The following is a 13620-nucleotide window of genomic DNA, read 5'->3' on the forward strand; positions in this document are numbered from 1 at the left end:
CCGAGTTCGCCGACCGGCAGCAGCGCACCCTGTCCGGCGCCCGCATCCTCGCCGACCGGCTGACGGCTCCCGACGTCGCCAAAGCCGGCGTGTCGGTGGTGAGCGGTGGCACCGACGTCCACCTGGTGCTGGTGGACCTGCGCAACTCACCGCTGGACGGCCAGGCCGCCGAGGACCTGCTCCACGAGATCGGCATCACGGTCAACCGCAACGCGGTCCCCAACGACCCGCGGCCGCCGATGGTGACGTCGGGCCTTCGGGTGGGCACGCCGGCGTTGGCGACCCGCGGCTTCGGGGATGCGGAGTTCACCGAGGTTGCCGACGTCATCGCCACCGCGCTTGCGGCGGGCAGCGGGGCGGATCTGTCCACGCTGCGGCAGCGCGTGACGCGCCTGGCCAGGGATTTCCCGCTGTACGACGGCCTCGAGGACTGGACGCTGGTCGACCGCTAGACGCGGCGTAAGGGCCGGCGAAGGACCAAAGTCACCAGTTGTCGCGACACGGGCCGGGTGATTTCACGAACCTGTGTACGCGAGTTACAGTAACCGCATGGCACAGAAACCTGTCGCTAACGCGCTGACCCTGGAACTCGAGCCGGTGTGCGAAGCCAACATGGACCGCCACCTGAACACCGAGGAACTCTGGTTCGCTCACGACTACGTGCCGTTCGACCGGGGCGAGAACTTCGCGTTCCTCGGCGGACGTGACTGGGAGCCGTCCGATGCGACGCTGCCCCGGGAGTTCACGGACGCGTGCGAAATCCTGCTGCTGCTCAAGGACAACCTGGCCGGTCACCACCGCGAGCTCGTCGAGCACTTCATCCTCGAAGACTGGTGGGGCCGCTGGTTGGGCCGGTGGACCGCGGAGGAGCACCTGCACGCCATCGCGCTGCGCGAGTACCTGGTGGTCACCCGCGAGGTCGACCCGACCGCCAACGAGGAGGCGCGGGTCCAGTACGTGATGAAGGGCTACCGCGCCGACACCTACACGCAGGTCGAGACCCTGGTGTACATGGCGCTCACCGAGCGCACCCACGCCGTCTTCTGCGAGAACCTGGCGGCCAAGCTCGAGGAGCCCATCCTGGCCGGGCTCATCGACCGCATCGCGCGCGATGAGCGGCGACACGAACTCTTCTTCTCCAACCTGATCGAGCACTGCCTCTCCTACACCCGCGACGAGACCATCGCGGCCATCGCGGCCCGAGCGGCCGATCTGCAGGTGCCCGGCGCGGACATCGACTCCTATCGGGACAAGCTGCGCAACGTTGCCGCCGCGGGCATCTTCGACCAACACCAGCTGCGGCAGGCGATCTCGGATCGCATCACCGCATGGGGTGTGGCCGACGAGCCCGCCCTCAAGCAATTCGTCATCGCCTAGCCGATCTTCGCGCGCGGCGCCCGTCGTCGGCGCGCCTGCGCTGCTGCAAAGCGGCGACGAGAGTAGCGTCGATCTCGATGGTCAGCGTCATGCTCAGCTGCCAGGGCGGCACCTCCCGTCACCACAACGGAAGGACCGGCCCCGGTCCTGGTGTCGCAGTTCCCGCCGACATGCCTGTGCGGGTCCGCGCGGGCTCATCCCGCTCGAGGAGCGCTACGTGACCGAAATCCGGACCTACGTGATCGACACCTCCGTGCTGCTGTCCGACCCCTGGGCGTGCAGCCGGTTCGCCGAGCACGAGGTGGTGGTCCCACTGGTGGTGATCAGTGAACTCGAGGCCAAACGGCATCACCACGAGCTGGGTTGGTTTGCCCGTCAGGCGTTGCGCCTGTTCGACGACCTCCGGCTCCTGCACGGCCGGCTCGATCAGCCCATTCCCGTTGGGACACAAGGCGGTACGCTTCACGTGGAGCTCAACCACACCGACCCCGCGGTGCTGCCCGCCGGTTTCCGCAGCGACAACAACGACTGCCGTATTTTGAGCTGCGCCGCCAACCTTGCCGCCGAAGGCAAGCGAGTGACGTTGGTCAGCAAAGACATTCCGCTTCGCGTCAAGGCCGCCGCCGTGGGGCTGGCCGCCGACGAGTACCACGCGCAAGACGTGGTGGCCTCCGGATGGTCGGGGATGCGCGAGATCGAGACCGCAACCGAAGACATTGACGCGCTGTTCGCCGAGGGTGAGATCGATCTGACCGAGGCGCGAGACCTCCCCTGCCACACCGGCATTCGGCTGCTCGGCGGCAGCTCGCACGCGCTGGGCCGGGTCAACGCGGACAAACGCGTGCAACTGGTTCGCGGCGACCGCGAGGCGTTCGGCCTGCGCGGCCGGTCCGCCGAACAGCGGGTGGCACTCGACCTGCTGCTCGACGAGTCGGTGGGCATCGTCTCGCTGGGCGGCAAAGCCGGCACCGGTAAGTCGGCGCTGGCGCTGTGCGCGGGCCTGGAGGCCGTGCTGGAACGGCGCACCCAGCGCAAGGTGGTGGTGTTCCGCCCGCTGTACGCCGTGGGCGGCCAGGAGCTGGGCTACCTGCCCGGCAGCGAGAGCGAGAAGATGGGCCCCTGGGCGCAGGCGGTCTTCGACACCCTCGAGGGACTGGCGAGCCCGGCCGTGCTGGAAGAGGTGCTCTCCCGGGGCATGCTCGAGGTGCTGCCGCTGACCCACATTCGCGGCCGGTCGCTGCACGACTCGTTCGTCATCGTCGACGAGGCCCAGTCGCTGGAACGCAACGTCTTGCTGACGGTGCTGTCCAGGCTGGGAGCCGGGTCGCGGGTGGTGCTGACGCACGATATCGCCCAACGCGACAACCTGCGGGTCGGCCGGCACGACGGGGTCGCTGCGGTGATCGAGAAGCTCAAAGGCCACCCCCTGTTCGCCCACATCACGCTGTTGCGCAGCGAGCGATCGCCGATTGCCGCGCTGGTCACCGAGATGCTCGAGGAGATCGCCGGGCCGCAGTGACGGCGCCCGATGTGAATTGAGTGGGTGTCCAGGGCTTTCGGTGTGCGCCCAGGGTGGGGAAATCGCGCCGAACCCGCCCTGAGGGCGAGCTCGAAGCCGCCAGTGCACACTGAAGGCCCTGCATGCCTGGTTGACGCCCCGATCGCCGATCCACCGGCAGGTAAACTTCGACGGTGCCGAAAAGACCCGACAGCCAGGCCTGGCGCTACTGGCGCACGGTTGTCGGTGTCGTCGCAGCGGTTGCGGTGCTGGTGATCGGGGGGCTGACCGGTCACGTGACGCGCGCCGACAACCTCAGTTGCTCGGTGGTCAAGTGTGTCGCGCTGACGTTCGACGACGGACCCAGCCCATTCGATGGCCGCCTGCTGCAGATCCTGAAGGACAACGGCGCAAAGGCCACGTTCTTCGAGATCGGCAACAAGGTGGCCGCGAACCCTGCGGGGGCCAAGCAGGTCGCCGACGCCGGGATGGAGATCGGCAACCACACCTGGGAACACCCCAACATGGTGACGATCCCACCCGAAGACATCGCCTCCCAGTTCTCCAAGGCCAACGACGCGATCGCCGCCGCCACCGGTCGGACCCCCAACCTGTATCGACCGGCCGGCGGGCTGTCCAACGACGCCGTGCGCCAGACGGCGGGCCGTCTCGGGCTGGCCGAAATCCTCTGGGACGTCATTCCTTTCGACTGGGCGAACGACTCGAACACCGCGGCGACGCGGTACATGCTGATGACGTATATCAAGCCGGGTTCGGTGGTGTTGTTCCATGACACCTACTCGAGCACCGTCGACCTGGTGTACCAATTCATTCCGGTGCTCAAGGCCAACGGCTACCGGATGGTGACGGTCAGCGAACTGCTGGGCCCGCGGGCGCCGGGGAGCAGCTACGGCGGCCGTGAGAACGGGCCGCCGGCGAACGAACTCCACGACATCCCGCCCGGTGACATCCCGCCGCTGCCGAGCACGTCCTCGCCCAAGCCGATGCCCAACTTCCCGATCACCGACATCCCGGGCCAGAACTCGGGCGGCCCGAACAACGGTGCCTAGCACCAGCCGGTGGGCCCGCGCGGCCGCCCGGCTCCGTAATCGCCGGCCGCACGGGTCGGCGGGGCAACCAAAGTCCGCCCGCCGGTTGGCGATTGAATACGGGGCCGACCTCGCCCTGTCCTACTTCCTGGCCGTCATCGAAGCGGCCGCCATCTTGATCCCATTGCGGGGCCACACCTCGGTCGGGGCCAACATCGATTTCGCGCGGGCCAACACGGCGGCGGTGGTCGTGCTCGTTCTGTTGGGCATCGTCGGCGTCGCGGCCGCCGCGATCCTGAGCGCGGCCCCGACGCTGCGCTGGTACGCGGCCGGCGCCGAACCCAATCAGGAGCAGCGCGAGGCCGCGATGAAGCTGCCCGGCCGCCAGTCGGTGATCCTGTTCGGGGCCTGGGGCGTCAGCGGCGGAATCTTCATGTTGCTCAACCTGGGCGGCGGGGCGCAGCTGCTGCTGCCCATCGCGCTCGGTGTGCTGCTCGGCGGACCGGCCGCCGCCGGCACGGCGATGCTGCTGGCGCAGCGCGTCCTGCGCCCCATCATGCGCGCCGCCACGCTGGGCTGCGAGCCGCGGATGGCCGTGCCAGGCGTGTACGCGCGACTGGTCCTGCTGTGGTTTCTGTGCAGCGCCTTCCCCATCGGGGTGATCGCAACCCTGGTCGTCCTTCGCTCTTATGGGTGGCTCATCGAGAAGTCCGCATCGCTGGATGTGCCGATCCTGGTGGTGTCCCTGGCGGCGCTGGTGCTCGGATTTCCGACCATGATCTTGACGTCGCGATCCATTTCCGATCCACTCGGCGAGGTGGTCGACGCGATGGCGGAGGTCGAACACGGCCGTATCGGGACCTACGTCGGTGCGTATGAGCGCTCGCAAATCGGGCGTCTGCAAACGGGTTTCAATCGCATGGTGGCCGGGCTGGCCGAGCGCGACCGGTTGCGCGACCTGTTCGGGCGCCACGTCGGAGCGGACGTCGCCCAACGCGCCATCGACGAGGGCGCATCGCTGTCCGGGGACGTGGTCGAGGCGGCGGTCCTCTACATCGACCTGGTGGGCTCGACGCAACTGGCGGAAAGCCGTCCCCCGCAAGTGGTTGCCGAGATCCTCAACAATTTCTTCCGCATCGTCGTCAACGCCGTCGATGACCACAACGGACTGATCAACAAATTCGCCGGGGATGCTGCCCTAGCCGTCTTCGGTGCGCCGTTGCCGACCGGCGAGCCGGCGTCGGCCGCCCTGGCGACCGCCCGCGCCCTGGGCACCCAACTGCGCCGGCTACCGGTCGATTTCGGCATCGGCGTCTCGGCGGGCCGCGTCTTCGCCGGCAACATCGGCGCCGAAAACCGGTACGAATACACGGTGATCGGCGACGCGGTCAACGAGGCCGCGCGGCTGGCGGACCTCGCCAAGACCGCCGACCGGCGGATCCTGTGTGCCGCGGCGGCCATCGAGCGGGCGGACGAAACCGAGGCGGCGCATTGGGCCGAGTGCTATTCCACCGTTCTGCGGGGGCGATCCGAAGCCACCCACGTCTCGGCGCCGGCCTAGGCGGGCCGCGTCAGGACTTCGCGACCTTCAGCGCCGCGATGATCCGGCCGATGATGTCCGCGGAAGCACTGTCACCGATGGGTGTGCTGCCGACGAACATGGTGACCGGCTTGGTGTCGACGGCGATGACGGTGACGGAGTCGCCTTTGACGTTGCGGGTGCGGTCCGCGATCGTGACGTCGGCGTCGGCGCGGGCGGCCTTGGTCCCGTCGACGGTGATCGACGACGACTTCACCGGACCGAGCGTGGGCTGCGCGTTCGCATAGCCGGGCCCGTTGGCGATGCACTGCAACAACTTCGACGCCTGGGCGGTGACGTCCATGCTGGAGACGAAGTTGCTGACACCGACCTCCGCCGTCATCATCCACTGGCTGGCCCCGGGCACTTCCTGGGCGACGCCCACGGCGCCGATCAGGTTCGGGTTCTGGTCGTCGGAGAACACCGTCCAGTTGGGCGGCACCGAGCTGGCGGGGAACGAGAGCTTGCCGGCGGCGATCGAGTCGGTTCGCGGTACCTCGCCTCCGGACACGTTCGGGGTGCAATCGGTGGCGGTCTGCTGACCCTTGGGTTGGCTGGTGGTGCTGGTGGTCGACGACGGCCCGGCGGCCGGGGACCGGCCGTGGCTGCCGCCGCGCATCACAACCAGGGTCGCCACGAGCGCGATGACGGCCAGGATGACGAGGCCACCGACGATCAGCCAGGGCAGCTTCGAGCCGGGGCCGCCCGGCGGGGGCCCGGGCGGGTACGGCCCGGGCGGGAACTGCTGTCCCGCTTGCGGATACGCCTGGGGCGGATACTGGTACGGGCCGGTGGGCGGGTACGGTGGTGGGCCGCCCTGGGGCGGGCCGCCCTGGGGCTGGCCGCCCCAATAGGGTTGCTGTCCATACGGATTTCCGTAAGGGCCCTGGCCGTAGGGGCCGCCGGGAGGAGCCGTCATCGCTGCAGCACCCGCCTACTTCGCCGGCTTGACTTTGGCCATCGCCAAGACATCCAGGCGGCGGTCCAGTTCTTCTTCGGAGAGCTTCTCGCCGATCAGGCCGCGGTCGATCACGGTCTGGCGAATCGTCTTGCGCTCCTTGAGGGCCTGCTTGGCCACCGCGGCGGCCTCCTCGTAGCCGATCGCCGAGTTCAACGGCGTCACGATCGACGGCGACGACTCGGCGAGCTCCCGCAGGTGATCGACGTTGGCGACCAGGCCGGTGATGCACCGGTCGGCGAATAGCCTCGACACGTTGGTCAGCAGCTTGAACGACTCGAGGATGTTGCGGGCCATCATCGGGATGTAGACGTTGAGCTCGAAGGCACCGGACAAGCCGCCGACGGCCACCGCGGCGTCATTGCCGATCACCTGCGCAGCCACCTGCGTAACCGCTTCCGGCAGAACGGGATTGACCTTGCCCGGCATGATCGAGCTGCCCGGCTGCAGGTCCGGCAGCTGGATTTCGGCCAGGCCGGTCAGCGGGCCCGATCCCATCCAGCGGATATCGTTGGCGATCTTGGTCAGCGACACCGCGATGGTGCGCAGCGCGCCGGAGGCCTCGACCAGACCGTCGCGCGCCGCTTGAGCCTCGAAAGAGTTGGCGGCCGTGCGGAGTTCGTTCAGGCCGGTGGAGGCGATCAGCGTCTCGACCACCCTCGCGCCGAAGCCGTCGGGAGCGTTGAGCCCGGTCCCCACCGCGGTGCCGCCGATCGCCAGCTCGCCCAGCCGCGGCAGCGTCGCGCGCACCCGCTCGATCCCGGCCTCGATCTGACGGGCGTACCCGCTGAATTCCTGGCCGAGGGTCACCGGAACGGCGTCCATCAGGTGAGTGCGGCCCGACTTGACCACCGTTTGCCACTCGCGGGCCTTGCTCTGCAGCGCTTCGTGCAACACCTCGAGCGCCGGGATCAGGTGGCGCACCGCCGCCTCGGTCGCCGCGATGTGGGTGGCGGTCGGGAAGGTGTCGTTCGACGACTGCGACATGTTCACGTCGTCGTTGGGGTGCACCGTGACACCGGCCTTGGCGGCGATGCTTGCGATCACCTCGTTGGTGTTCATGTTGGAGCTGGTGCCCGACCCGGTCTGGAAGACGTCGATGGGGAACTGGTCGTCGTGTTGGCCGTCGGCGATTTCGGCGGCCGCGGCGATGATGGCGTCCGCCTTCTCCGGTGCCAGCAACCCGAGGTCCTTGTTGACCTGCGCGCAGGCGCCCTTCAGCAGGCCCAGGGCGCGGATCTGGGTGCGCTCCAGGCCCCGGCCCGAGATGGGAAAGTTCTCCACGGCGCGCTGGGTTTGCGCGCGCCACAACGCCTTTGCGGGTACCCGCACCTCGCCCATGGTGTCGTGTTCGATGCGGTATTCGGTATCGGTGGCACTGTCGGCCATAGGTAGCAGTCCTTGTCTTTAAGGGCGTGGTTCCGGGTCTAGGGCAGGGGATAGGCGGCAGTGCTGTCGCCGGTGAAGTCGATCGCGGAGTATTCGTTGAGCTTCGAAAGCCGGTGATAGGCCTCGATCATGCGGACAGTTCCCGACTTCGAACGCATCACGATCGACTGGGTGGTGCAGCCGCCGGGGTAGTACTGCACGCCCTTGAGCAGGTCGCCGTTGGTGACCCCGGTGGCGCAGAAGAACACGTTCTCGCCGGACACCAGGTCCTCGGTGGTCAGCACACGGTCGACGTCGTGGCCGGCGTCGATCGCCTTCTGGCGTTCCTCGTCGTCCTTGGGCGCCAGCTGCGCCTGGATCGCCCCGCCCATGCAGCGGATGGCGGCGGCGGCGATGATGCCCTCCGGGGTGCCGCCGATCCCGGCCAGCATGTCGGTGCCCGACAGGTACCGGCAGGCCGAGATCGCGCCGGCGACGTCGCCGTCGGTGATCAGCCGGATGCGGGCACCGGTCGCGCGGACGTCCTCGATCAGCTGGGCGTGCCGGGGCCGGTCCAGGATGCAGACCGTCATGTCGCGCACCGACAGGCTCTTCGCCTTCGCGACGGCCTTGATGTTCTCGGAGATCGGCGCGGTGATGTCCAGCACGTGGGCGGCCTCGGGCCCGACGGCGATCTTGTTCATGTAGAACACCGCCGACGGGTCGAACATCGCCCCACGTTCGGCCACCGCCAGGACCGAGATGGCGTTGGGCATGCCCTTGCTCATCAGCGTGGTGCCGTCGATCGGGTCGACGGCGAAGTCGCACTCCGGGCCGTCGCCGTTGCCGACCTCCTCGCCGTTGTAGAGCATCGGCGCGTTGTCCTTCTCGCCCTCGCCGATGACCACCACGCCGCGCATCGACACCGAGTTGACCAGCTCGCGCATCGCGTCGACGGCCGCGCCGTCGCCGCCCTCCTTGTCGCCGCGGCCCACCCAGCGTCCGGCGGCCATGGCGCCGGCCTCGGTCACCCGGACCAGTTCCAGGGCCAGGTTGCGGTCCGGCGCCTCACCACGTGGCCGTCCAGATGGGCGGTCGCCCTTAACTGTCATGGTTGGAGATTGTCCCAGAAGCGGATCGGTCTGCTGGAACTGGGATACTCGGGGGATGACCGAAGAGCCGCCGCTGAATGCCAGCTCGGAGGCCCAGGTGGCCGGCGAGCCGGCCCCGGCGGCCGGACCGGCTGCCAGGCCGGCCAAACCGCGGTTGCTGCAGGACGGCCGTGACATGTTCTGGTCACTGATGCCGCTGGTCATCGGGTGCATCCTGCTGGCCGGTCTGGTGGGCATGTGCTCGTTTCAGCCCGGCAGCCACCAGGGCGCGGTCCCGTCCTACGACGCGCCGGCGGCGTTGCGGGCCGACGCCGCGACGCTCGGCTTTCCCATTCGGCTGCCCAAGTTGCCCACCGGCTGGCAGGCCAACTCCGGCAGCCGCGGCGGCATCCAGGGCGGCCGCACCGATCCCTCGACCGGTCAACGGCTGAACGCGGCGACCTCGGTCGTCGGCTATATCAGCCCGACTGGGATGTATCTGAACCTCACCCAGAGCAACGCCGACGAGGACAAGCTGGTGGGCTCGATCCATTCGTCGGCGTATCCGGCCGGAACGGTCGACGTCGCCGGGACCAACTGGGTGGTCTACAACGGCTCCGGCCAGAGCGGGGCGGACGCCGAGCCGGTGTGGACCACCCGGCTCACCGGCCCGACCGGGGCCAGTCAAATCGCGATAACCGGTGCCGGCAACACCGATCAATTCCGTACGCTGGCCTCGGCAACGCAATCGCAGCCGCCGTTACCCGCGCGCTGAAGGAAGGCCGAGCGTGACCGCACCCCAAGCAGATCTGTCCGGATGGTCGGTGGCGCCGTTCAGCGCAGGCGGCTACACCCATGACGTCTACCGCAAGGGCAGCGGCCCGGGGGTGGTGCTGATTCCCGAGATACCCGGGATCCATCCCGGTGTGCTGGCCCTGGGCAATCACCTGGTGGACAACGGCTTCACCGTCGTCATGCCGTCGCTGTTCGGTGAGCCGGGCAAACCCAAGACGGTCGGCTACATCGCCTCCTCGATCAGCCGGGCTTGTGTGGCAAAAGAATTCGCGGCCTTCGCGACGAACAAGCAGCGGCCGGTGTCGATGTTCCTGCGCGCGCTGGCCCGTGACCTCAACGCGTCGACCCCGGGCAAGGGGGTCGGCGTGATCGGCCAATGCTTCACCGGCGGTTTCGCGCTGGCCGCCGCGGTCGACGACGCCGTCCTGGCCCCGGTGCTTTCGCAGCCGTCGGTGCCGCTGCCGCTGGGGCGCGCGCGGCGGCGCGATCCCGGCCTGAGCGAATCAGAACTGGCCGCCGTGGCCGATCGCTGCGCCAACGACGGCCTGTGCGCGATGGGTCTGCGGTTCAGCGAGGACAGCGCCGTGCCGCGCGAACGGTTCGCGGTGCTCAAGGAGCGGCTCGGTGACGCGTTCGAGGTCATCGAGATCGACTCGGGGCCGGGGAATGTGGGCGGTTTCAGCAAGCTGGCACACTCCGTGTTGACCGACGAGGTCCGCGAAGTCGACGGCCAGCCGGCGTACGAGGCCCGCAAGCGGGTAGTCGAGTTCCTCACCCAGCGCCTCGGTTAGGAAAGCGCCGCACGCATGACGACTACGACCAGTGACCGGGTGGTCGAGACCACCTTCGGCCCCGTCCGCGGCGCCGACTCGTCCTCGCCGCGAGGCCGCGTCAGCACCTGGAAGGGCATCCGGTACGCCGCCCCGCCCGTCGGCGCCCTGCGCTTCCGGGCGCCGCAGCCGCCCGAGCGGTGGACCGAGGTCGCCGACGCCACCCGCTACGGGCCGGCCTGCCCGCAGCCGGTCTTCCCCAACATGCCGCTCGACCTGGGCGCACCGCAGGGCGAAGACTGCCTGCGGCTTAACGTCTGGGCGCCGTCCGGCACGCAGCCGGGCGACGGGAAGCCCGTGATGGTGTGGCTGCACGGGGGCGCCTACGTCCTGGGATCGGGCAGTCAGGCGCTGTACGACGGGCGGCGGCTGGCCGGCGACGGCGAAGTCATGGTGGTCACGGTCAACTACCGGGTGGGAGCCCTCGGCTTCATGGACCTGTCGTCGTTCAGCAGTACGCGGCGGCAGTTCGACTCCAACGTCGGGCTGCGTGACGTGCTGGCCGCACTGGGCTGGGTGCGTGACAACATCGCGGCGTTCGGCGGCGATCCCGGCAACGTCACGCTGTTCGGCGAATCCGCCGGCGCGGGGATCGTGACGACCCTGCTCGCCAGCCCGTCGGCCGAGGGGCTGTTCGCCCGGGCGATCGCCCAGAGTTCACCGGCCACATCGGTATACGACCGGCGCAGGGCTGAGCGCGTCGCCGAGACCGTCCTCGACAGGCTCGACGTCGACGCGCACCGGTTGCCCGACGTGCCCACCGCGGTGCTGCTCGCCGCGTCCCAAGAGGTCTTCGACGAAGTGCCGGTGCGTAATCCGGGCCTCCTGGCGTTCGTCCCGATCATCGATGGCGAGCTGCTGGACGACTACCCCGTCAAGCGTGTGCAGGAGGGCCGCTCGCTTCCGGTCCCCTTGATCATCGGGACCAACAAGCACGAGGCGGCGCTCTTCCGGTTGATGCGTTCGCGGCTGATGCCGATCACGCCTCGCGCGATCACGTCGATGTTCGACCAGATCGCCGCCGAACAACCGGACCTGCAATTGCCGACCGACGAGCAGATCGGATTGACGTATTCGCGATTGCGGCGCAGGGCAAGGAGTTTGAGCATCGCAACCGACGTCGGGTTCCGGATGCCCTCGGTCTGGCTGGCCGAGGGCCATAGCAGGGTGGCGCCGGTGTACCTGTACCGGTTCGATTATGCGACCCCACTGCTGAAGCTGCTGTTGGTCAATGCCGCCCACGCCACCGAATTGCCTTACGTTTGGGGCAATCTCGGGGCGCCGAAGGATCCCACGCTGAAACTGGGTGGCAGAAAGACGGCCAAGGCGGTCTCCAAGCGAATACGCACCCGGTGGACCAACTTCGCTGCGCAGTCAAAGCCGGCGGGCCCGGCCGGCGAGCCGGACTGGCGGCCCTACGGGGAGGCCGATCGCGCCTGCCTGATCATCGACAAGCGTGACATAGTCGCTGACGATGTCGATGCGAAGATCCGCGCCGCCTGGGGCAGCGAGATGGTGGGTTTCCGCTAGCCTCGCCAAGACCTCGTTACAGCGGCTCCGAGAGCATGAACCGGTGCCCGTCGGGCGATCGCAGACCCATCTCGCGCCGGCCCCACGGTTCGATCGTCGGGGGCTTGAGAATGTCGGCTCCTTCGGCGAGAGCGCGCCTGTAGTACTCGTCGATTCCGGAAACGGTCAAATACGCGATGTAGCTGTGGTCCCCGAGGTCGCACGCCGGCAACGACTCAGGACAGCGGCCGAGCCGAAACGTCACCGACCCGGCCGAGCAGAACGCCCAGTTGCCCGGGTCGGGCTCCGTCACCGTGCAATCCAGGATTCGGGTGAACCACCCCGCCGCGCGGTCAAGGTCGTGCACCGCGAGGACGGGATCGGCGCAGAGGAGCGTCATGGTTCCAGTCTGTCGCATTGGTTTGCCGGTGCTGACACAATGGGAATCGCGGTGCTACCCAGCCGTCTTAGCCTGCTGCGCCTGGCTTTTCATCCGATTGAACATCTCGACGTAATAGGGCAGGCATTCCGCCATCGCCTGTTCGGTGGTGAACAGAGGTTCATAGCCCAAATCGCGGCGCGCCTTGGCGATCGAAAAGTAGTTGTCCAGATAAAGCCGCTCGACGGCCAGCGGCTCGAGCAGCGGCGCCGGTATGCCGAAGCGGAAATGCAGCCGCTGCCAACCGGTCATCGCCACGCGGACCATCGGGCCGTTGACCCGCATCCGGGGCCAGTTCACGCCGCAGGCCTCGACCACCGGCCGCGCGAACTCGAACATGTTGATCGGTTCGTCGTCGTTGATGAAGTACGCCTGACCCGGTGCCGTGCCCCCGGGGACGAGGTGCTGGGCGGCCAGGATGAACCCGTGAATCAGGTTGTGCACGTACGAGTTATCCAGTCGAGCGGACTTGCGGCCGATCAGCACTTTGACGTGGCCGGCGATCACGCTTTCGAACAGCCTGCGGAACATCGTCTGATCACCGCGGCCCCAGATCCCGCTGGGCCGAATTGCACAGGTCAGCATGTCGCCAATGCCGTTCTGCGACAGCACGAACCGCTCGGCGACGACCTTCGTCTCGGTATACAGATCGTTGAACCGGTTGGTGTAGGGCAGCGTCTCGTCCCCGCCGGGGATGTTCTGGCCACCCATCACGACGCTGTTGGACGACGTGTAGACGAATCGCTTCACCCCGGCCGCCTGCCCGGCGTGCACCAGGTTCTCGGTGCCGCCGACGTTGACCCCGAAGCTGCGCTGCCGGTATGCGTCGGTCACCGACGCGCCACCCATCAAATCGATGATCGCCGCGGTGTGAAAGACGGTGTCGATGCCGTCCACCGCTTGGGCGCAGATCGCTGTGTCGGTGATGTCGCCCTCGAGCACTTCCAGTTGCGGGTGCTGCGCAAGCGGCGACGGCGCCCGGTCGAACGAGCGCACTTGGTGGCCGCGCTCCAGCAGCGTGGTGACCAGGTTGGCCCCGACGAACCCGGAGCCGCCGGTGACGAGGACGCGGCCGAGTTCGGTGGTCAGTGATGCATCAGCCATGGGCCGCAGCATAACTGAAACGT

Annotated in this window: 12 protein-coding genes and 1 pseudogene; 8 read left to right on the forward strand and 5 right to left on the reverse strand. The window is 68.2% G+C overall.

Annotation, left to right across the window (positions count from 1 at the left end; genetic code table 11):
* From A5711_RS20420 to A5711_RS20440, 5 genes and pseudogenes are all read left to right on the forward strand, one after another.
* A pseudogene (locus A5711_RS20420) lies at positions 1 to 452 on the forward strand (serine hydroxymethyltransferase); the annotation flags it as partial.
* A 97-nt stretch (positions 453 to 549) separates the two neighbouring features.
* The gene (locus A5711_RS20425) at positions 550 to 1377 is read left to right on the forward strand and encodes an acyl-ACP desaturase (protein WP_067949792.1); all 828 of its coding nucleotides are present in this window, start codon (positions 550 to 552) and stop codon (positions 1375 to 1377) included.
* Positions 1378 to 1594: 217 nt separating this feature from the next.
* Positions 1595 to 2896 carry a PhoH family protein gene (locus A5711_RS20430; protein WP_067949711.1) on the forward strand — a complete coding sequence of 434 codons (1302 nt, stop codon included), beginning with the start codon at positions 1595 to 1597 and terminating at the stop codon, positions 2894 to 2896.
* A gap of 173 nt (positions 2897 to 3069) precedes the next feature.
* Positions 3070 to 3945 (forward strand): polysaccharide deacetylase family protein, encoded by an 876-nt coding sequence (locus A5711_RS20435; RefSeq protein WP_067949713.1) that lies wholly within the window; start codon positions 3070 to 3072, stop codon positions 3943 to 3945.
* Positions 3946 to 4030: 85 nt separating this feature from the next.
* Positions 4031 to 5485, forward strand: a complete 1455-nt coding sequence (locus tag A5711_RS20440) for an adenylate/guanylate cyclase domain-containing protein (RefSeq protein ID WP_067949716.1) — start codon at positions 4031 to 4033, stop codon at positions 5483 to 5485.
* 10 nt (positions 5486 to 5495) lie between these two features.
* On the opposite strand, the gene A5711_RS20445 is transcribed toward A5711_RS20440, so the two are convergent.
* From A5711_RS20445 to glpX, 3 genes are read right to left on the reverse strand one after another with little or no spacing between them, the layout of a single operon-like run.
* Positions 5496 to 6422: a hypothetical protein gene (locus A5711_RS20445; RefSeq protein WP_067949718.1), complete on the reverse strand. Its 927-nt coding sequence runs from the start codon at positions 6420 to 6422 to the stop codon at positions 5496 to 5498.
* 15 nt (positions 6423 to 6437) lie between these two features.
* Positions 6438 to 7850 carry a class II fumarate hydratase gene (locus A5711_RS20450; RefSeq protein WP_067949720.1) on the reverse strand — a complete coding sequence of 471 codons (1413 nt, stop codon included), beginning with the start codon at positions 7848 to 7850 and terminating at the stop codon, positions 6438 to 6440.
* A gap of 38 nt (positions 7851 to 7888) precedes the next feature.
* Entirely contained in the window at positions 7889 to 8941 is a 1053-nt protein-coding gene (gene glpX / locus A5711_RS20455) for a class II fructose-bisphosphatase (protein WP_067949725.1), read from the reverse strand.
* A gap of 55 nt (positions 8942 to 8996) precedes the next feature.
* Between glpX and A5711_RS20460 the strand changes: the two genes are divergently transcribed.
* Genes A5711_RS20460 through A5711_RS20470 form a run of 3 tightly spaced genes read left to right on the forward strand, consistent with a single transcriptional unit; the run spans position 8997 to position 12075 of the window.
* A complete protein-coding gene (locus A5711_RS20460) occupies positions 8997 to 9695 on the forward strand; it encodes a DUF4245 domain-containing protein (RefSeq protein WP_067949727.1) in 699 nt (232 codons plus the stop codon).
* A gap of 13 nt (positions 9696 to 9708) precedes the next feature.
* Positions 9709 to 10506, forward strand: coding sequence for a dienelactone hydrolase family protein (locus A5711_RS20465; RefSeq protein WP_067949729.1), 798 nt, complete (start codon positions 9709 to 9711; stop codon positions 10504 to 10506).
* A 15-nt stretch (positions 10507 to 10521) separates the two neighbouring features.
* Positions 10522 to 12075 carry a carboxylesterase/lipase family protein gene (locus A5711_RS20470; RefSeq protein ID WP_067949731.1) on the forward strand — a complete coding sequence of 518 codons (1554 nt, stop codon included), beginning with the start codon at positions 10522 to 10524 and terminating at the stop codon, positions 12073 to 12075.
* Between the two features lie 16 nt (positions 12076 to 12091).
* On the opposite strand, the gene A5711_RS20475 is transcribed toward A5711_RS20470, so the two are convergent.
* Both A5711_RS20475 and A5711_RS20480 read right to left on the reverse strand, forming a co-directional pair.
* Positions 12092 to 12454, reverse strand: a complete 363-nt coding sequence (locus A5711_RS20475; protein ID WP_067949733.1) for a VOC family protein — start codon at positions 12452 to 12454, stop codon at positions 12092 to 12094.
* Positions 12455 to 12508: 54 nt separating this feature from the next.
* Positions 12509 to 13609 (reverse strand): NAD-dependent epimerase/dehydratase family protein, encoded by a 1101-nt coding sequence (locus A5711_RS20480; protein WP_067949735.1) that lies wholly within the window; start codon positions 13607 to 13609, stop codon positions 12509 to 12511.
* Positions 13610 to 13620: the final 11 nt, after the last annotated feature.

It is taken from the genome of Mycobacterium sp. E2238, from assembly GCF_001672665.1.
Lineage (GTDB): Bacteria > Actinomycetota > Actinomycetes > Mycobacteriales > Mycobacteriaceae > Mycobacterium.

Bases quoted from the DNA above. Each gene is read 5' to 3' on its own strand.
- glpX (WP_067949725.1), bottom strand. From the start codon at position 8,941: ATGACAGTTAAGGGCGACCGCCCATCTGGACGGCCACGTGGTGAGGCG.
- A5711_RS20460 (WP_067949727.1), top strand. From the start codon at position 8,997: ATGACCGAAGAGCCGCCGCTGAATGCCAGCTCGGAGGCCCAGGTGGCC.
- A5711_RS20445 (WP_067949718.1), bottom strand. From the start codon at position 6,422: ATGACGGCTCCTCCCGGCGGCCCCTACGGCCAGGGCCCTTACGGAAAT.
- A5711_RS20425 (WP_067949792.1), top strand. From the start codon at position 550: ATGGCACAGAAACCTGTCGCTAACGCGCTGACCCTGGAACTCGAGCCG.
- A5711_RS20475 (WP_067949733.1), bottom strand. From the start codon at position 12,454: ATGACGCTCCTCTGCGCCGATCCCGTCCTCGCGGTGCACGACCTTGAC.
- A5711_RS20450 (WP_067949720.1), bottom strand. From the start codon at position 7,850: ATGGCCGACAGTGCCACCGATACCGAATACCGCATCGAACACGACACC.
- A5711_RS20470 (WP_067949731.1), top strand. From the start codon at position 10,522: ATGACGACTACGACCAGTGACCGGGTGGTCGAGACCACCTTCGGCCCC.
- A5711_RS20480 (WP_067949735.1), bottom strand. From the start codon at position 13,609: ATGCTGCGGCCCATGGCTGATGCATCACTGACCACCGAACTCGGCCGC.